Raw genomic sequence first — 18,758 nt, 5'->3', positions numbered from 1 at the left:
TAGCTATACTTATATGATACATTTTAACACGTCGTGTGTAATTCAAAAAAGTTTTAATTAGGGATAAACCGCTTATTAAATATTGAATAATTGACTCCTAAAATTGAAAAAAGACTGTTACTAGTAATAAAAGCAGTGTCGAAATCTTTACCTATACTCAAATTAATACTTGTATCTTTGGCAATTGTATACGAACATTGGGCTGCTATCCTATAAGTAAAATCTTTTTCTAATCGTGTAATAGGTAGATTTGCCATATTCACATCTGGAATCTCAGAGCGATACCATCGTATCATTGCCTCAACTGAAACATTGAAATCTTTTTCTTGCCGGATGTAGCTTAATCCAAGATCTGTATTTACCGAAGTGCTGTCAGACGTATTTGTCATTAACCTTGTTGTTATCGTCCAGGCATCTTTTTCGGTAACATAATAATTGGCATTTATCCAAAACCCTGCTTTTTGAAGGGGATTACCAGAATTATTTGAGGTAACAAACTTCATCGCTCCAGCAGTTTCCAGACTAAATCCTGTTCGTTTGTTTTCCACTTCCCTGATTTTATTGGTTTGAGCGACAGCTTCTTCTGAATATTTATCTTGTAAGGTCTGCAACAATTTTGTTACATCATTGGCCAATTTAGGATATTGAAGTAGATCATTTGCGGTATTGATTACTTCTGTACTTTTTGAGTCTTTAACCTTTGCGATCGTAAGATTATTTTTCAGTTTTGTTATTGCATCATTAGTATCTGAAGGCGATTGCGTTTGGGTTAGTACAATTACATTATTTATTGATTCTAAATCTTTCATGTCTTTCTCTAAGGTTTCCATCTCTTTATTTAATGCTCCTTTGAAAATTTCAAATCTATATCCTACACCTAAATTGTCTTTGTTTGTAATCGTATCGCGAACTGTAGCAGCTGATAAAGTAAATGTTTGCAATATAGTTTGCAATGTTCCTGGATTTAGGTATTCTTCTCTAGTGAGATTGGGTCTATTTTTAAGCCAATATGGAGTGACTTCCATTCCTACATTCATTATTAATTTGCCATTTTCATCAAATGAACTCAATAAATCAGCAGAAAGTTTTTTTGACGAAGTAGGTTTCATTACCGAAGTGGGCTCAAATCCAAGTATACTGAAAGCTGGTGTATTAGGTATTCGCAAATCCTGACTAAAAACAGTAGCCGAAAATACTAACAAAATGATAGGTAATTTTTTCTTACAAAGATTTCTCATCTGATTATTTTTATGTTAATATAATAACACGCCATGTCTTTGTCGGCTGGTAATTCTTCTGCGTAATTATAAAAAGTATTTGCTTCTCCTTCTGAAATAATTACCATTACTGCTGTCCAATTGGTCTGAATCAGCTTATCTTGTATAGTGACAAGTGCTTGAATTGATTTCTCCTCCAGCTGTTTCGCCGTACCGACCAAAACCTTTTCATTGGCACCTACAAACTCTAAATCTTTTAGAATAAAATAGCTTCCACCTTGGCCATTTCCTGAAATAACAGAAACATAAATCTTACTATTAGCTGACTTTAGCTGATAACTTTCCTCTTTTTTATAATTATATACTGCCATAATTTTAAATTTTGTATTTACTATTTACTCCTTTTTTCAATTCCTAAAGATTTATTATGTTTTCTGATTATTCATGTATCTAATAATCTGCGTATCCGTCAGCCAGCCTGTCAATAGATTATTGTCATCAACAACAAACAAATCTTTGTAATTTTTCTCGTTCATTACTTTTCTGGCATCTTCAATTTTTTTGTCTTCATTTATGCTAGCAAATTCTTTTACGACAGAGTTCGCTGTAATAAATTCGTCAAGCGTTTTTGCTTTGGTTGTTTTAAGCATTTCACTAGTAAGTGTACTTTTATGAATGATGCATTTTACTTTTTCACCTTCTAAAATTGGCAATCTGCTTTTTTTAATATTATCCAGAAAATCAATAATAGCTTTAAGGTCAAACTTCGTAATTAAAGAATTTGTCGTTTCAATCGAAACCATTGTAAACTTGTCTATCATAACTTGTTTTACGAGAATATCATCCAAAATGTCGGGAGTCAGTCTATCTATAACCTGATTGAAACTTTTAGTCGCCGCGTCAAAATTAACTTTGCCAAAATAGAAGGCCAAAATTGTTCCTACCCATGTACTGATGACAGGTAGTATAATGACAAAGAGTTTTTCAGGATCATTTGAACAATAAATCCAAAAGCTTATCATTAATATTATAATAAAAAAAGAGACCCAAAGTATCATTATAGCAATGCGAGAATTTGTTTTATTTTCTTCCATTTTTTTTGTTTTATTAACTTACTCTATAAAATTTCTGTTTGAGAAAATTGCTTTTTTTAGAATTAAAATTATTTGGGAGCTTTTAAAAAAATATCTCCAGCAATGAAATTTTAATTTTCAACATATCATTCATTTGTAGGTATGTTTTTAGTACCGCGGTACCAAACTTCAATCGTATTATGTACAGTTGTATTATTAATTTTTATTAAGCTAAATATTAATCCTGTGATATCTTTAATTCTTTTAGCCATAAGCTCCGCAACTTCAATATCAGTAGTAGAATAATATCGTATTTCATTTTCACCTTCTTTATTACCAACAAAGTCTAAAGGAGGCACTATATAATAAGGTTTTAATTGATTGGCTAAAAATTGGGTACGATTCTTTCCTACCGCCCCAGTATATTGTATATAAACTTTTAATGAATTTCCTGCGACCTTATTTGTAGCTTCGATTATTTCTGGTGATCTGCTTAGAATAACAGCTTTACCATCATTAGTTGTTTGCGCAGACTCAATATTAGATTTTGACGTGACTGGAACTTTATCAAGAGCTTTGACCAAATCATTATTTTCATCGATTTTTGCAAAAGCTTTTTGAATATCTGAATTCATATTTGTTAGTATCATTATAGGTCGTTGTTTTTTTCCAATACCCAAATAAATACTATCATCCTCATAATACCCTGAATTAGCATTGAACATCCCGATCAGAAATTCTTTTGATCTCTTGTATTTTTTAGTGGTATCTGGACCATTCATATCTGCCCATACCATTTTTACCATATCGACTTCACTTTTATATCGATCTAGAGCCTTCGATTTCTCTGTACCTTTCCAGTTTATATAAAAGAATATTACAGTAATAAGCAACGTTAGGAAAGGAAGAAAAACAGGAATAATTCTCCGTTTCATAAATATTTCTATTGGAGACTGTCCTGCATCTGTAAGATTTTTGATTTCAAGAATTACTTTTTCTCTGTCTAGGGTAGTTTTGTCAAGAGATTCAAAATCGATACCGCCATTTTTTTTGTTGCTCATAATAACTTTTAGATTTATTTGAAAAATTTAAAAATTGAATTTTAGCATGCATGAAAAATTTACATCTGCGCTCCAATATCTGAATTTGTGGCGTATACTATTTTGTCGTGTATATAATGTTCTTTTAGATCTTCATCATCATACATCTATTAATGTCTTTAAAGATAGACAGATCAAATATAATTATATTAAAAATATGAAAATCAAGTATTTATACCTGATTTAAAACCTTAATGACTTAAAAAATTTTATAATAAACAATTTATAATTTTCGATTTGCTCACAATTTTTTTTCCAAAACTAATTCTTAATTTACATCTTCTTTTCATCTAATTATCATAATATATTATTGAAAAAACAGGTATTTATAACTGGTACAAAAAATCTTATTACTTATTAATAAAGAGAAGATATTTTCTACTTAATAGTTGTTGTTTTAGGTATATGGACAATTATTCCTCTTCTTGCGTTTTCATATTGGCCTTCAAATCTCTCAAAACTTAAGGTGAGATTATTTCTTAAATAGTATCAAAAAAATTTTCACAATCGAAAAAACATCCTATCTTTGCACCCGCAATGAGAAAATGATTGCGTCTTACTGGAGGAATGGCAGAGCGGTCGAATGCGGCAGTCTTGAAAACTGTTGACTGTAACAGGTCCGGGGGTTCGAATCCCTCTTCCTCCGCCAAATGAAGTTCGAAAAGTGACTTTAAAAAATTAAAAGCCTTTAAACATCAGTGTTTAAAGGCTTTTTCATTTAGAATGGTATTGAACCCTGATTGAAAAAATGGTTACTTTTTTAGTTACCTAATATATTTTGAGCCGTTTTTTTCTACATTGGGTAACTAAAAACTGGCAGATTATGATTGGTTGTTTTTAAGTATTCTATCGATTTTGCCGCTGTCATATAAAAAAATATCTCCCAGCTTAGTATATGGCAGAATTCCAGTCTGCCTGTATTTTATAATGGTGTTATTGGACAGCCCAAATATCTTTTTTAAATCCTCATTTCTGTAGTATTCAGGCCTCAAGACTTTCTCTCTGCTGATTTTTGAATCAATTGTTTCCAGTCTTAAAAGTACAGGTTCTATTAATTGTTCCACTCTCATAACAAAAGAGAGCTTTCTTTCTTTTTTTGTCATCGCTAAAAATTTAAATTTTACACTAAACTATTTATGCCAGGTCTTACCAGCTCTCAATTCTTCTTTTCCTATCCTGCATTATTCTTATAAGATCTTCTAAAAATGCAATCTGCTTTTCTTTATATGTGTAGCCCTTACATTCGGAAAACTGCCTGCTGATTGACTTGATTTTCGACTGCCGTCCCCCATCGCCGGCATATGTAAAATTATTTTCGAGAAAAAACTGGAACTTGCTTCTATTGCTTTTTTCGTCTGCACCATCAAAAAACAGCAAACCTTCATCCATCAAAATATAGAACAGCTGGGCAAAGTCAATTTTGTTATAACAGGACTTACATTTTTCATTTGAAAAAATGGACTGAATTTTGTTTTCCTGATCACTTACACTAATTAGATTTTCTACTAACCGGAGCCTTTCATCAAATTTTAATATAGCATTTAAGTCCTTTATCAGCTTACCACTTTTCATTGCCTCTAAAATTTAGTCATCATTATATAAATAAAAATATCTACCGACTCCTTATATTTTACTATTCGTTGTATGCACAAGATATTTCTACCTATTCAGCTTTCGTATACATTTAAGAAACAAATATATAAATGCATTTTGAAGCCATATAGACAATAGTAGCTGTTTACTTTCTTTGTCTCTCAATGGCATTACGTTTATACAAATTTGTTTTAAGTTAATACCTGAAGGCAGACTATCTATTGAAATAAAAAATGAACAGAGATTATAGATATATTAAAATACTGGATCATAGGAAATTTTACCAGACTTTTCTTTGAATACAGCTTATTCTTTGGTGAGCAGAAAACTCAAATTCATGTTACAATCTTCTGCGTTTAACCTTTCTTTTCATCCTTTTTTCAAATGCCTGTTCCTCGTAATCCTCTGCCTGCGACTGCGGCAATAAACCGCCCAATACGTCAAAACTGTTTTGTTCATAAACATAAGGCATATTTTCATTTCTTAAAAAGCCAAACATGTCAGGCGATTGGCCAGTCTCTGGTTTCATAACAACATCTTTTTCGGAAACACTGCTTTTATGTACTGGATTTTCAGGTTTCTTATTATTATTCCACCAGTCGTTAAATGAATTGGCCGAGAGGTTTTTAGCCAGCTCTGATCCGTTCCAAACAATGCGGGATTTATGGTCGATAAAAGAGATGCCGTAAATACGTCCTGCAGCATTTCGCCTTACAACAATATTGATCCCTTCCTGTATTAGTTTTCTACTAAATTCGGATTCGTTTGATGCTGTCCGCATTACTGATTCTATCCTCTCTTTAAGTGATTCCTTAACGGTACTATCTTTTAGTTTTATTCTGTTCTGGTCACATTGGGATTGCAGCTGTGCTAATCCTGCATTTTTTCCAAACAGCGAAGCCTTAAAGGGACTGCCTGCTTTTTCTCCCTGCTTGTTTAATGCAAAATATACCATTCCCTGTTTTGGAATTCCGTTATACTCGCCTTTGACTTCCTGGGCAGTAATATTAAAAAGGGAAAGCAAGGCATTATATGCCCCAAAAGTTTGGAACTGGTAGTATTTAGGCAGATGACGCAGTATCGAAGCCATCTGGCTTTTTATATCGCCTGCCTTATAGTCAACGGGTTTGAATGCTGGGTTGTGCGTTTCTTGCTTTTTATCTGCAGCTGATACAAGGCTGTACTGTTTTTCCAGCGTCCTGCAGACTTCCATCGAACGCCTCTTTTCAAATTTATCTGATATTTTCCTGCCAAGCTCGTCAACGCAGACTGATACGATATGTATATGGGCACGGCCAGTATCATTATGCTTGAATACGACAATGGGCTGATCTCCGTAGCCCATCTGCCTCATATAGACTTGTGCCATATTCTTAAAATCAGTATCACTTACATTGTCTTTCGGATCAGGATTCAGGGAAATATGAAGCACAGGTTTCTCCGTTTTACGATTAGCCATTAAGTGCAGCTCAAAAGAACGGGAAAGCTGTCCTGCTGTGTAACTGCCGTCAGGAGATTGGATTATCTTTTGGGTAAATAAAACCTGTGCGTTCCCTTTTTCAAGTTTGTTGTAATTATAAGCTATTGCTCCGTACAGACTAATGCCTCTTGCTATTTTTGCTATCATTTTTTCAGATATTTTTCTTCAAATTCTGTCGTAAGCTGAATTATCTTTTGAGCTAAAACGGCAAATTCCATTGTTTGATTTACCAATTTGTAGAGATACGCGGGAGCTCTCTTTTCGGAAAAATTGCGGTGCATAATCTTTACAACCTGGTTGTAATTAACCCCAGCAGCACGAAACTGCCCGAATAAGGCAGTCAGAAGTATGTAATAATCCATTGCTGCTTTATCGATCTTAACTGTCTTGATTCCTTTTTGAAAAATACACGCTGTAATGAAATGCGCCATTACATTCATACCTGATGCTTCAAAAAGAGTCAGAAACCTTGCATTTTCCTCAGCTGTAAGACTGATCGAATAGCGATGGACGGCAGGATCTGCTTTAGGATGCCTGCCTCCTTTGCGTGGATTGGCTGTGTTTTTGTTTTCCATAAGTATTGGCTCTTATAATTACTTAAAGAAACAATATATCCTATTATCAGCAGCGCTGCTTAGATTTGTAAATCTCTGGAAGCATTTGGCCTTAAATGTCCCTAAACAAATAACTGATAGTTTTTTACATGTACCTTTATATTTTAACCAAAGGAACGGTAAAAAAGAAAAACAAGGTAGGACGTGCTGGATCAGCCTGGCCAAAAGACTACGGCATAATGTTTTGCTCGTCCCTCACAAAACACCCTTCGGGGCTTATTCCGTTTCCTTTTGGTCTGGCTGCATCCCGTCCTTTTAAATTACTTTCTTTTTCTTTTTTCCTTTTCTGTTTCTTTTGGAAAAATATCTTTTTCTTATTGGAAATGCCGGACTGCCTGAGCATCTGCTTACCTGTGTGCTGGCTTGCAGGCGTGACTGCCTGACTGCGTGCAGGCAGGAATGCCCCCCGCATACATGCATACATGCACACTGGAATACATGATTGCATGATTACATGGATACCTGCACACTTGAATACTTGAATGAAAGAATACCTGAGGACTTGTCTGCCTTCATAGGCGGGTAATCACATATAAGTTAATTACAGCCATATCTCAGTCCGCTTTATTTAAAATCTTACTTGTACTCGTCAAGTATTGCATACTGTATTACTTTTACAACTCAAATAAATTACTTAAAGCCATAATATTAAAAAGGGCATGAAGTCCTTTCAACTAAAACTATTGCAATAATATTTTCGAGAGAAAATAGCAAGTTGTGTTTTGAGATGCTTAAAATGAATTCAGCATCTCAAAACGACTTGCCCTGCGGGGCTGGAAAACACCTCCGAAGTCGGGGTTTATCAGTTATCAACATAGTTTTCATCTTCCGGATTTCTTTTTTTATAAGTTTAATGTTCAAAATAGTTATAAAATCTGGACATACTTTCAGATTCTCAATATCTGATATTGAATAAAGCAATTTATGGACTTCTAAAATTATAAACAGACACTTTTTTTTCCGGCAGTTAGTCAGCAATCTGCCAGCCTTTTATTTAAGTTTTGATTTGAGAAAAGTGTAAAACTGATCGCTTTTGATAATTTTTTGGATTGTTTTTCATAATTAATTCATATCATTCTAGACCTATTAAAACTGATAAAATGAGGATCATTAAAGGGAAGATTTTATAGATTGTCGACTGTAATATGAATTTACTCCATTATTGACAAGTTGTATTCCAAAATCGACAACAGTTTAATCAATTAATTTACAGAATTTTACATTGTAAATTTTTAATTACATCGCCATGAAATTTAGCCCGCATCATAAGTATATTTTTATAGAAGCAGTTTGTTTTCTATATGTTCTGCTATTTGTGTATGCGGCAATAAGTAAACTGCTCGACTTTGAAAATTTTCAGGTGCAATTAGGACAGTCGCCGCTTGTTGGTTCCTTTGCAGGAATTGTATCATGGGCTGTGCCAATTATAGAACTGCTGATTGCTGGATTACTGCTGTTTTCTTCCACACGTTTCTTGGCGCTGTGGGCTGCATTCAGCTTAATGACCGTTTTTACGGCATACATTTTCATTATTTTAAATTACAGTCCATTTGTTCCATGTTCCTGTGGAGGAATTTTAGAAAAAATGGGATGGCAGGAGCATTTCATTTTTAATTTGCTTTTCATGATCCTGGCCGCAGCAGGTATTCTGATACTGGCCGGTATGATGCCAAAAGTGCATCCTATTTCAAAACCTGCTGCACTGGCCAGTGCCTTTACTGTGACGATGTTACTCAGCATCGGCATTGTCACTTTACTGTTTATAGCTTCAGAAGACATAATCCACCACCGCAATAATTTTGTACGCAGATTTCCCAAACACCCTACTGCCGGCAAAAAAACAATCCAGCTTCCACATGCAGCATATTATATTGCCGGTTATGATAAAGGACAGATTTACTTAGGCAATCGGACTGAACCTCTGGCCGTTACTATTTTTGATACGAGTCTTGTTGAAAGAAAGAAAATTCGTATCGATCTGCCAAAGTTTAATTTTTCTTATACCGTACCGCGTCTTGCTGTAAAGCCTCCCTATTTTTATTTTAGCGACGGGAATGTGCCCTGCATTTTTATTGGAGATACTGTCTCTTGGAAAGCAGAGCTTAAAATGAAGGAGAATGCATATTTTTCTATTCTAAAACCGATTGACAATAACAAAGCAGTTATCAGGGCCATAGATTCCAAAACAAAAAACAACACACTTGGGCTCTTTACTTTTAGCGGCAGTACAGCATTAAAGCTGAATGGAAGCCTGCTGCAGAAACAGGTTGACGGCGTATTTGACACTGACGGATCACTGCTTTACAATTCCCAGCTGGATAAGATAATTTATACGTATTCCTATCGAAATGAATTCCTGATAATTGATTCTAAGCTTGGCAGCCATGCTTCCGGGCATACCATTGACACAACCTCCCATGCACAGGTTTCGGTTGCCAGCATTAAATCAAAAAACATTAAGACTCTGGCCAAACAGCCTAAACTTGTGAATAAACTCACTGCATCTTTCGGCAGTTATCTTTTTGTCAATGCAGCTCTTATTGGAAAATACGAACCTGAAATTATGTGGAAACAGGCTTCGATAATAGACGTTTATAATCTAAAAGAAAACACCTACGCTTTTAGTTTTTATGTATACAATATAGAAGGACGGACAATGGATGAATTTGTGGTCTTAAACGACAGAATTGTTTCACTCAATGGAAGACATCTCACAGTTGAAAAATTAAAAACCAACTATTACAAGCCCTTTTACCCATCAAGATAAGATCAGCATTTATGCTTTTAAAATACACTGTACAGTCCAGGGGAAGGTCGAAAACCTGAAAAAGAGTAGACCGTTAACATTAAATTTTAATATTATGAATACTAAAGTTTTAAGACCGGCGCTTTCAATATCAGCAATAGCATTTGCTGTATTTGCGGCCTTTGCATTTTCATCTGTCCCTGAAAAGGGAAAGCTGATAGATGTCTATGGGCATAACCCTTTAGAGGATTGTGATGTTACTACAGTAGAATGTAGCACCATACAAAATCCTAATGTTTGTAGAGTTAGTTCTGGAGGACAGCAGTTGTTCAATATGAGCAGTCCGACTGAATGTAACGTCGAATTATACAGAAAAATCAATTAATCTAATTTAAAAAAAGCAGGAGATTCTTAGTCTCCTGCTTTGCTAATTAATGATTTAAGGGATGCCGTTTGTAAGCGCCTTCTTTTGTTCTTTCAAATAATAGTCAAACCAGTTCTTGGTTTTTATTGTCAGGTCTTTTTGAAGTTCAGGTGTAGCAATAATATGCGCCTCATTTTCATAAAGAATAAAAATATTCTTTTTTCCAAGTCTTCGAAGTGCCATATGAAATTCGGCAGACTGTGTCCAAAAAATAGTCGGGTCTTTTTTTCCGGCCCAGCTCAGAAGCGGTGCTCTGCAATTCGCTGCATTTGGAAACGGTGCGTCTCGTTCATAAGCTTTCCAATTCTCAAAAGGTGAAAACGGCATGCGTCCCTGCTGCGATTCAAACCGCCATGCATTGGAACGCGGTATGCCTGCTGAATGCACAAAATAACTGCTTATTGTGTTCATAAGTCCCGAACCGCAGACGGCTGCGGCAAAAGCATCGGTCTGGGTAATTATAAACGAAGTCTCATAACCTCCAAAGGAATGCCCGATAATTCCTATATGATTTTCCTCGACAATTCCCTTCTGTTTTACAATGTCCACTACCCTGAGCACGCAGTTAAGGGCTGACCTTCCGGGCTCTCCCAATTTATAATGTATATCCGGCAACAGCACCAGATAGCCATCCAGAAAATAGACAGATGGTATGAAACCCATCGGACCATATTCTGTCGGTATATAGTAATTATTAATTTCCTGTGACTGCCTTTCATATACATGAACAACCATCGGATATTTCTTTCCCTTTATATACCCTGCAGGTTTGTATAGAATCCCCTGAAGATTATTGCCGTTTTGATCATCGTAAGAGATCATCTCAGCCGTTCCCCATTTGAATTTAGAGGCATGAGGATTGGATTGGAAGAGCAGTTTACTTTTCCGTTTTCCTGAAACAGCCTTTAATTTTGGAGCATTGGAAGCTGACTGCTGGATGTAGATGTACTGTTCTGCATTTTTTGCTTTTTGAATCCTGCTGTTTCCCGAACGTCCAAACACCAGTTTTTCTAAACTGCCGTCGTTATTCCATTTATAATAACCGCTGGATCCATCTCTGCCACGAGCCTGCAAAACCAAACCCGCATAAAGATCAAATTTTCTGATCAGAAATTCATCCTGGCTAGGCTTTTTGACAACGGGATATAGATCCAGACAAATTCTGTAGGTAATCTTATGCTTTCTTCCATCGGTAATCCTTCTAGCTTGTCTTGACCTAATATCAATCATCCAGATATCATATTGGTCATACACTATGAAATATTTCTCATCGGAGGACCAGCCTGGGCTGCCGTATGGCGCAGACGGACCCGCATCGTTTTGAATGCTGTCAATCATAGAGACTGGAATATCTGCTGTTAGATTGAAGCGCCGTCTTTCAGCAATATTGTAAGCATGCCAGTTTCCATCACGGAAATAATGTATAAAATTTCCTTTGGGAGAACCTCCAAGCATTCCCACTGCTGTTGACTGCTTCTCTAAAATCAGATTGCTAGTACCCGTTTCATTATCTTTCACATACATATCAGATGGAGCGTAATACTCGTACTGCGGTTCATATTTCAATAGATTGTAACACAATGCATGTTTTCGATCGGCGGTAAGAATTGTTTTTGGATTTTCGACTGTTCCGATTTTTAGAATTTCGCCAGTTGACGGCGTCCATACAGCCGTTTTTGGCAGTCGATTTGGATCTCCAAACATTTTATTCTGGGTATATTCCAGTACTGTAGCGGAATCCCAAATTTCATAAGCTGTCGTTTTTGGCTCCTGCTCAGGGTTGATATAATTGAAAAATACGCTTTTCCCGTCTTCTGAAAACCTCAGCGCAGAACTTGCTCCGTGCAGGGTTATATTTTCCCTCGTTAAAATCTCAGTTGTCCTGCTGTCAAGAACAGCATTTGTCCCTGATGATGTATCATGATAGAATATCCTGTAATTTTTAGCTGTTTCCTCTGGCTTCTTAATCTCCTGAAGAAAAGAAAGAAATTCACCGCTCTTGCTCCAGAATAGTTTTTTAAATCCTGCATCTTCATTCTGTGCAATAGTTTTTTGGATAAATCCAAGTTTTGGATTTAAAAGTCGCACTTCATAACCGGTGCTTACAGCTAACGTGCCGGATTTTCTGATATTGAATTCTGCAATATCATTGAATATATATTTTTTACAGTTGGACAACGCAATTATCATCAAATAATCTGATGAATCATTTTTACATAATACAGCCAGGAAATTTTCTTCACTATTGAATTCGTGGCGAATTGCGTTCTTGAAATACTCTGTATTACCAGTTGTTAGGTCATTCAAAGCTAATCCTTTTTCCGGATCGGAAAATGTGAGCCACCTCCCATCACTGCTGAAATGCATATCAGAGCATTTAGGAAATGACAGCCGCTTGGAAGATTTTATATTCTGAACAAATAATGTATCTAAGCCGTAATCATAATGCAGATTATAAGAAAACCACCTGCCGTCCGGAGATATTGTCTCTGACTGCAATGAGCTCCACTTTGCATAGTCTGCAGTCTTTATATCCCGCTTTTGTGCATACAATGTTACCGCCATAAATAACAGCGGTAACCAATATGCGATTTTGAAGAAAAACGCCCGCACTTTAGTAGCCTGGATTTTGCGGGAGAAGATTCTGATTTAACAGCAGTTCTGACTGCGGAAGAGGCAGCATTATCTGAGTATCTTCCCATCCCGTTTTTATTGACCCCAGTACAGTGGCTGCTTTTCCAGTACGTTTCAGATCGAACCAGCGGTGTCCCTGTTCTGTAAAAAGTTCAAAGCGCCGTTCCTCTGCAATTGCTTCCAATAGTTCTGTTTCTGTATCAGCGGCTGTATCTGCAAGACCCGCGCGACGGCGAACTTTGTTTAAGTCAGATTTGGCCTCAGATATACGTGACAAATGAGCATTCGCTTCTGCGCGAATCAGGAATTGTTCGGCTAATCGGAACAAAATAGTGTATTCCTGTGAAGAGGCCGTTCCTAAAGGCTGTTTGTATTTGTATGATGAATACCAAGAGCCACTTGTATTTGAAACGGTGCGGACCCACTGAATGCGGCGTAGATCACCCGATTCAAAACCCGCTGTAAATGAAGCAGACAGTGACGGCTTGGAAGGCGGACCGCTTGAAAAGATAAAGGTACGTGCATCTTTAGTGTTAAGCCCGGCTGTTCCGGGATGAAGTGCCCAGATTGTCGCAGTGGACTGGCGAAGAAATTCCTTTGAAAGATCATCAACCCATATGTACTTTGGATTATTAATTACAGCTGCCGCCTTGGTCGCTGCATTTACCCAGTCTTCACGATAAAGGTATATTCTTGCTAGAAAAGCGGAGGCAGCTGCTTTGTTCACTCTGACTCTTTCTTGGGAAGGATATTCAACAGTTAATAATTTTTCAGCTTCAATTACGTCATCTATAATATTGAGCCACACTTGTTCCTGGGGTGTTTTTGATACTGCCTTATTCGCACTGTAATCCGTAGTTTTAATGTAGGGAACATCACCAAAAAGGTTGACCAGATAAAAATGAAGATACCCGCGGATAAACAATGCTTCCCCTGATAACCGCGTCTTCTCATTTTCTGTTAATGACTTTGAATTCTGCAGCCCTTCAAGCATCAGGTTCACAGCATAGATTTCACTGTAGGTGCTGTTCCATAATCCTGTTATTAAACTGTTCGAAGGCGTAATTGTATGGTTATTGAACTGCATAATTTCGATACTTGCCCCTGTATACTGCATCTCATCAGAGTAGTTTGATAACAGGCTCGACAAGCCGTTCAGCGTGCCCGCGATCATTCCTTCCTCACGAAGACGGGCATAAATGTCAGCCATAGCCGCATCAGCGGTTTTAACATTTTCAAATACAGCAGGGGTCGTCAGCTGTGACTGCGGAGTATCTACTTCGGTAAAACCTTCGCAGGCTGTAAGACTGATAAATGCAGCTCCAATGATTATTCTTATGGTATAAGATCTTGTTTTCATGTGATAGTGATTAAATTAAAAGCCAAGCTGAATGCCCATTGTAAACTGTCGCAATGGTGGAAGCGCTGAAGCAGACTGGTTTTCAGGATCAGCTCCGCGAAAATCAGTGATGGTTAATAAATTTTGCCCCTGAAGGTATACCTTTCCTGTAAAGGTTTTTGACCATGCTGATGGTATTGCATAAACGAGAGTCAGACTCTTTAGTCTCACAAAAGATGCATCACTGTATGCTGCATTGCTGTCAATTAGATTGTAATGTCCTTCGAGTAATGTGCCATTCTGCCCGGTAGTGTACTGCTGCGATACTGCAGTGGTTCCGTCCTGCGGGAAATGGTTTGCCATAGCAGCAGGCTGATTTACAAATGAGCCGGGTAAGGCTGAAGTATACAGATAATTCCTGCCTGTCTGCTTTACAAACTGGAATAAAAAATCGAGAGACCAATTTTTATATGCCAGCTGATTATTCAGCCCTCCATAGTATTTTGGAGAAGTATCGACAATTGTCTGGCGGTCATCTTGATAGGTTATCTGGCCGTCACCGTTAAAATCCTGAAAAGTGTAGGCTCCAGTTTGAGGATCAATTCCTGTATAATTAAAAACTTTCTTGATAAAAAGTGATTCACCTACTACAAGCTGGTTAGCATACGTAGAACTTTGAAGCCCTGGAAAAGAAACGAGTTTATTTTTTGGTACAGTAAGGTTTACTGTACTTGTCCATGAGAAATCCCTGCCTTTCAAATTGTTCGTGCGAAGTTCCAGTTCCACACCGGTATTTTCCACAGTTGCGTCAAAATTTGACTGGATGGAAGAAAACCCTGTTGTTCCGGGAAGCGGAACCCCGACCAATTGATTGGATGAGCGGTTGCGGAACCAAGCAGCAGAAAGGAAAATATTATCCTTTAAGAATCCTAGTTCCAATGCGACTTCAAGTTTTTTGTTTGTCTCCCAGCCAAAATCAGGATTGTAAAGACGCGACGGTAAAAGTCCTACCATCCCGTCATACAGATAAGGAGAAACTTTATAGGTATCCAAATACTGGTAATCTCCAATCTGGTCATTGCCTGTAATGCCATAACTCCCGCGCAGCTTGCCAAAACTGAGTATGGAATTGTGCTGTTTGATAATGTCTTCATTAGAGAACAGCCAGGCTGCGCCAACAGCGCCAAAATTAGCGAAACGATTATCGGAACCAAAACGGCTTGAACCATCACGGCGGCCCGTAAGGTTCACGATGTATTTTTTGTGCCAGTTGATGTTAAGTCTGCCAAATAATGCATTGTAATTGTACTGCGTTACCTCATGATTCAGAACAGTTACCGTATTGGCTGCAGCTAAACTATTAATAAGGGCATCACTTGCAAATCCAAAGGCAGATTGTGCCAGTTTTGTCGTTTTTTGGCTTTGGAATGTTGTACCCACTAAGAAGTTGAGATCTATGTCTCCCAATTCTTTTTGATAGCTTAACTGCGGTTCGAAAATATAAGATCTTCCAGTGCCTGTAGACACAAATAGAGTTGATTCATGTTCACTTGTATCATATGGGCTGTAAATACTCAGCGGACTGGTGACGTTTTGCGATAACCTATTATCGTTATATCCGATGCTGGCTTTAGCCTCAAGGCCCGGAAACAGATTATAAGACACTATTGCATTTGCAATAAGGTTCTGGCTTGTGGTAAGGTATGTGCCATTAAGAAATGACAAAGGATTGATGAATGTGCCGTTTTCCCAGTTAAGACTGCCGTCACTGTTATAAAGCTCCGGTGCGTTTGGAGCAAGAGTATAAGCACGTGAGGTTAGATCCCTGCCCGGCAGTGTATTTTTATCCCCTGAATAAGCGGCAGAAAAATTAAGGCTGAAACGTTTATCATCGGACTGGTGAGAAATACTGCTGTTTATAGAGCCCTTTCCATAATGAAAATCACCAGGAAATACAGTTGTTTCTTTGTGATAAGTTCCGCTTAACAAGAATTGCGTATTTTTATTGCCGCCTGAAATGGATGCTTGAATATTTTGAATGTAAGATGTGCCTCCGATTAATTCCTTCTGCCAGTCCGTATTGCGGTTTTGATCCCAAGTTCCGTTAATATCGTAAGCTCCTTCAGGATATTTAGTGATGCCATCATTAGCAAAAGCTTCTGCGCGCATCGACAAATACTGGCTGGTCTGCATTAAATCCATTTTTCTTGCCACTTTGCCGATAGTCGTAAATGCATTTAAATTAAAACGTGTTTCTCCTGACCTGCCTTTTTTTGTTGTTATCAGTACCACGCCGTTTGCCCCGCGGGAACCGTAAATTGCCGTCGCATCGGCATCTTTCAAGACCTCAATACTTTCTATGTCTGATACATTTAAATTGTTCAAGGGATTTGTAAGGCCTGAGATAGCAGATGCAGAAACAGTCGGATCTCCTAACGACTGTGATGAATATGGAACTCCGTTAACAATATACAATGGATCATTGCCGTCTCCGCGAATACTGCTAAGACCGCGGATCTGAATATTAAAGCCACCGCCCGGCACTCCCGTATTTTGAGTGATGTTTACCCCTGCCATACGTCCCTGCATTGCCGCTAATGGATTGTTGACAGGCTGTTTTTCAATATCCGCCGCTTTAATTTTGGCAATGCTCCCTGTGCGTTCTTTTTCTTTAACGGAATAATAGCCTGTATTGACACGAACTTCCTGAAGAGTTGTAGAATCATATTGGAGCGAAATGTCTACTTTTTTCCTTTCCGCAAGTGGAACTAAAGCCGTTTTAAATCCTATGAATGAAACAACTAAAGTATCATAAGGAGCAGCAGAAATGGAAAACTGTCCGCTGTAATCAGATATTACAGTATTATTGGATTTGTTTTTTACCGTAATTGTAACACCCGGCAAAGGAGAACTTCCATCAGTTACAGTGCCCTCTATCTTATGTTGTTGCAATATATTATAGAAATGCCGTTTTGAGTTTGCAGCAAAAGAGGATAAGAAAGATGTAGACAGCCAAATAAAAATTAGGCAATAAAGAGCTTTCCTATCCTTGTAAAATGAAAAATTATTCATAATATTGGATTGGTTAGTTAAACGTTGGTTTGATTGACTATGGTCCTCTATACTAGTTTAGTCGCTGTGGTAGAGGGCCATTTTTTATTTTATTATAGCTCTAATTGAGCTGTCAATTTAGATTTGAAGTTTATTATTTCATAGGCATAAATTGTTTTATGGATTGAATAACTATATATAGATTAAAAGAAATTGTATAATTTTCAATACTGAAATCTTGCCGAAGTAATAGAAAATTAAAGGTATAATAACCCAACCCTTACTTCTACTAATTCAAGAATAATACCGCAAAGGCCGGGTATTACAAATACTAAATAAAATCTACACCATATTCAAACCGTTAAAGGTTAAACAAAAGGTTGCGATTCTCTAATATAAAAGTAAGCTGCTTTGAAAAGTTGGGTTATGAGCAAAAAAAAGACGCGGAACTCAGCTTATCGAACAGAGGTACTGGCGGCACCAACCACAATAAGTGAGCCCACGTCAATGACGTGAGCATCTTACTTATCCTCTCGTGGTTTAAAAAACGCCAGTTTTCTGTTCGAGATTCAAAGCGAATGCTTCAAATATTTTAATTGAAGAGTCGCAAAATTAATAAAATCCTATTTAAAATTTCTTTAAATATTTTTTTTAGAGTTCAAATATATGTAAAAAATCACAAAATTGTCAAATTTGACAATTTTTTTTATTCTAATTATCTCAATTTCACTTTATGAAGGAGATTAGAAAAAAATATTATATAGCGTTTGGTCAGAATTTACAAAAGGTAATGGATAAAAATAAAAAAGATGTTATGACTGTTGCTTCTGTAGGTAAGATTGAACTCAAACAGGTATATAGAGTCCTAAATGGTGAACATGGCGCATCTTTAGGTACGATAATTTCAATAGCCAAGGGTCTAGATATTGAGCCTAAAGAATTATTTGATTTCAACTTTGACTTAGAAAAGGAATAAACAAGAAGATATTTATCATATTTAATTTAATTGTAAAATATGACAGATGTAGAGATTAATGCTTTAGCTATTGAGATATATAGTTTAACTAATAATGAAAATATAAGGAATTATATTAGGCAATGTATACGTGCAGGTAAAATAACAAAAGAGGAGATAAAAGATTGTGTTTTATTTAAAATAGCTCAAGAATTAAAAAAATAATTGATTTTAAATAAATTATAAAGATGCTTCGGCATCTTTTTTTATGCTCAAAGAAATTTAAAATAGGTGTTTATACGGTAGGTTTTTCAGCATTAAAAGAACTATTTTGCCGATTATTTATTTGTTCAATTATGGAAAACTGTAAAGAAAAAATATAATGGTTTTATTAGTTTACAAAAGTATAATTTAATTGTAGCAAGCTAACAAAACAGTTTAAACAAAAGAAACGAAGAATTCTAAAATTAATTTAGAAAATTTTAATAGTAAAAAATTAGTTTGTCTAAATTCTATTCGAATATTTTAAAAT

Annotated in this window: 15 protein-coding genes and 1 tRNA gene; 5 read left to right on the top strand and 11 right to left on the bottom strand. The window is 36.5% G+C overall.

Annotated features, from left to right (window positions below):
• Positions 1 to 53: 53 nt before the first annotated feature.
• From ACFO3N_RS09740 to ACFO3N_RS09725, 4 genes are all read right to left on the bottom strand, one after another.
• A complete protein-coding gene (locus tag ACFO3N_RS09740; RefSeq protein WP_379797286.1) occupies positions 54 to 1,238 on the bottom strand; it encodes a hypothetical protein in 1,185 nt (394 codons plus the stop codon).
• On the bottom strand, positions 1,235 to 1,588 hold the full coding sequence (locus tag ACFO3N_RS09735) for a hypothetical protein (RefSeq protein ID WP_379797284.1): 354 nt from the start codon (positions 1,586 to 1,588) through the stop codon (positions 1,235 to 1,237). The genes ACFO3N_RS09740 and ACFO3N_RS09735 overlap by 4 nt, the downstream gene beginning before the upstream one ends.
• A 54-nt stretch (positions 1,589 to 1,642) precedes the next feature.
• Complete coding sequence (locus tag ACFO3N_RS09730) at positions 1,643 to 2,311, bottom strand: CBS domain-containing protein (protein ID WP_379797282.1); 669 nt, start codon at positions 2,309 to 2,311, stop codon at positions 1,643 to 1,645.
• Between the two features lie 125 nt (positions 2,312 to 2,436).
• Positions 2,437 to 3,351 carry a hypothetical protein gene (locus tag ACFO3N_RS09725; protein ID WP_379797280.1) on the bottom strand — a complete coding sequence of 305 codons (915 nt, stop codon included), beginning with the start codon at positions 3,349 to 3,351 and terminating at the stop codon, positions 2,437 to 2,439.
• Between the two features lie 600 nt (positions 3,352 to 3,951).
• On the opposite strand from ACFO3N_RS09725, the gene ACFO3N_RS09720 reads away from it, so the two are divergent.
• Positions 3,952 to 4,039: transfer RNA gene (locus tag ACFO3N_RS09720), tRNA-Ser, on the top strand.
• 172 nt (positions 4,040 to 4,211) lie between these two features.
• Here the strand turns inward: ACFO3N_RS09720 and ACFO3N_RS09715 are convergent.
• From ACFO3N_RS09715 to mobA, 4 genes are all read right to left on the bottom strand, one after another.
• Positions 4,212 to 4,493 carry a DNA-binding protein gene (locus tag ACFO3N_RS09715; RefSeq protein WP_379797278.1) on the bottom strand — a complete coding sequence of 94 codons (282 nt, stop codon included), beginning with the start codon at positions 4,491 to 4,493 and terminating at the stop codon, positions 4,212 to 4,214.
• A gap of 43 nt (positions 4,494 to 4,536) precedes the next feature.
• Complete coding sequence (locus ACFO3N_RS09710; RefSeq protein ID WP_379797276.1) at positions 4,537 to 4,962, bottom strand: hypothetical protein; 426 nt, start codon at positions 4,960 to 4,962, stop codon at positions 4,537 to 4,539.
• A gap of 361 nt (positions 4,963 to 5,323) precedes the next feature.
• Positions 5,324 to 6,610 carry a conjugal transfer protein MobB gene (gene mobB, locus ACFO3N_RS09705; RefSeq protein ID WP_379797274.1) on the bottom strand — a complete coding sequence of 429 codons (1,287 nt, stop codon included), beginning with the start codon at positions 6,608 to 6,610 and terminating at the stop codon, positions 5,324 to 5,326.
• Positions 6,607 to 7,038 (bottom strand): conjugal transfer protein MobA, encoded by a 432-nt coding sequence (mobA, locus tag ACFO3N_RS09700; RefSeq protein WP_379797272.1) that lies wholly within the window; start codon positions 7,036 to 7,038, stop codon positions 6,607 to 6,609. Before mobA ends, mobB begins: the two co-directional genes overlap by 4 nt.
• A 1,285-nt stretch (positions 7,039 to 8,323) precedes the next feature.
• Here mobA and ACFO3N_RS09695 point away from each other — a divergent pair.
• Entirely contained in the window at positions 8,324 to 9,844 is a 1,521-nt protein-coding gene (locus ACFO3N_RS09695; RefSeq protein ID WP_379797270.1) for a MauE/DoxX family redox-associated membrane protein, read from the top strand.
• A 94-nt stretch (positions 9,845 to 9,938) separates the two neighbouring features.
• Positions 9,939 to 10,208, top strand: a complete 270-nt coding sequence (locus ACFO3N_RS09690; protein WP_276174685.1) for a hypothetical protein — start codon at positions 9,939 to 9,941, stop codon at positions 10,206 to 10,208.
• A gap of 54 nt (positions 10,209 to 10,262) precedes the next feature.
• Here ACFO3N_RS09690 and ACFO3N_RS09685 read toward each other — a convergent pair whose 3' ends face one another.
• The 3 genes from ACFO3N_RS09685 to ACFO3N_RS09675 are packed head-to-tail and all read right to left on the bottom strand — an operon-like array spanning position 10,263 to position 17,292.
• Positions 10,263 to 12,812 carry a S9 family peptidase gene (locus ACFO3N_RS09685; protein ID WP_379797267.1) on the bottom strand — a complete coding sequence of 850 codons (2,550 nt, stop codon included), beginning with the start codon at positions 12,810 to 12,812 and terminating at the stop codon, positions 10,263 to 10,265.
• Between the two features lie 49 nt (positions 12,813 to 12,861).
• Positions 12,862 to 14,241, bottom strand: coding sequence for a RagB/SusD family nutrient uptake outer membrane protein (locus ACFO3N_RS09680; protein ID WP_379797265.1), 1,380 nt, complete (start codon positions 14,239 to 14,241; stop codon positions 12,862 to 12,864).
• A 15-nt stretch (positions 14,242 to 14,256) separates the two neighbouring features.
• Complete coding sequence (locus tag ACFO3N_RS09675; RefSeq protein ID WP_379797263.1) at positions 14,257 to 17,292, bottom strand: SusC/RagA family TonB-linked outer membrane protein; 3,036 nt, start codon at positions 17,290 to 17,292, stop codon at positions 14,257 to 14,259.
• A 712-nt stretch (positions 17,293 to 18,004) separates the two neighbouring features.
• Here ACFO3N_RS09675 and ACFO3N_RS09670 point away from each other — a divergent pair.
• Both ACFO3N_RS09670 and ACFO3N_RS09665 read left to right on the top strand, forming a co-directional pair.
• The gene (locus ACFO3N_RS09670) at positions 18,005 to 18,247 is read left to right on the top strand and encodes a helix-turn-helix domain-containing protein (protein WP_379797261.1); all 243 of its coding nucleotides are present in this window, start codon (positions 18,005 to 18,007) and stop codon (positions 18,245 to 18,247) included.
• A 39-nt stretch (positions 18,248 to 18,286) separates the two neighbouring features.
• On the top strand, positions 18,287 to 18,451 hold the full coding sequence (locus ACFO3N_RS09665) for a hypothetical protein (RefSeq protein WP_379797259.1): 165 nt from the start codon (positions 18,287 to 18,289) through the stop codon (positions 18,449 to 18,451).
• The last annotated feature ends 307 nt before the right edge of the window (positions 18,452 to 18,758 follow it).

This window comes from Flavobacterium chungangensis (assembly GCF_042654045.1).
GTDB lineage: Bacteria > Bacteroidota > Bacteroidia > Flavobacteriales > Flavobacteriaceae > Flavobacterium > Flavobacterium chungangensis.
Note: the sequence above shows the minus strand (reverse complement) of the source record. Positions and strands in the feature narration are given on the sequence as shown.

Coding starts and splice junctions, on each gene's coding strand:
- ACFO3N_RS09740 (WP_379797286.1), bottom strand. CDS start 1,238: ATGAGAAATCTTTGTAAGAAAAAATTACCTATCATTTTGTTAGTATTT.
- ACFO3N_RS09735 (WP_379797284.1), bottom strand. CDS start 1,588: ATGGCAGTATATAATTATAAAAAAGAGGAAAGTTATCAGCTAAAGTCA.
- ACFO3N_RS09730 (WP_379797282.1), bottom strand. CDS start 2,311: ATGGAAGAAAATAAAACAAATTCTCGCATTGCTATAATGATACTTTGG.
- ACFO3N_RS09725 (WP_379797280.1), bottom strand. CDS start 3,351: ATGAGCAACAAAAAAAATGGCGGTATCGATTTTGAATCTCTTGACAAA.
- ACFO3N_RS09715 (WP_379797278.1), bottom strand. CDS start 4,493: ATGACAAAAAAAGAAAGAAAGCTCTCTTTTGTTATGAGAGTGGAACAA.
- ACFO3N_RS09710 (WP_379797276.1), bottom strand. CDS start 4,962: ATGAAAAGTGGTAAGCTGATAAAGGACTTAAATGCTATATTAAAATTT.
- mobB (WP_379797274.1), bottom strand. CDS start 6,610: ATGATAGCAAAAATAGCAAGAGGCATTAGTCTGTACGGAGCAATAGCT.
- mobA (WP_379797272.1), bottom strand. CDS start 7,038: ATGGAAAACAAAAACACAGCCAATCCACGCAAAGGAGGCAGGCATCCT.
- ACFO3N_RS09695 (WP_379797270.1), top strand. CDS start 8,324: ATGAAATTTAGCCCGCATCATAAGTATATTTTTATAGAAGCAGTTTGT.
- ACFO3N_RS09690 (WP_276174685.1), top strand. CDS start 9,939: ATGAATACTAAAGTTTTAAGACCGGCGCTTTCAATATCAGCAATAGCA.
- ACFO3N_RS09685 (WP_379797267.1), bottom strand. CDS start 12,812: ATGGCGGTAACATTGTATGCACAAAAGCGGGATATAAAGACTGCAGAC.
- ACFO3N_RS09680 (WP_379797265.1), bottom strand. CDS start 14,241: ATGAAAACAAGATCTTATACCATAAGAATAATCATTGGAGCTGCATTT.
- ACFO3N_RS09675 (WP_379797263.1), bottom strand. CDS start 17,292: ATGAATAATTTTTCATTTTACAAGGATAGGAAAGCTCTTTATTGCCTA.
- ACFO3N_RS09670 (WP_379797261.1), top strand. CDS start 18,005: ATGAAGGAGATTAGAAAAAAATATTATATAGCGTTTGGTCAGAATTTA.
- ACFO3N_RS09665 (WP_379797259.1), top strand. CDS start 18,287: ATGACAGATGTAGAGATTAATGCTTTAGCTATTGAGATATATAGTTTA.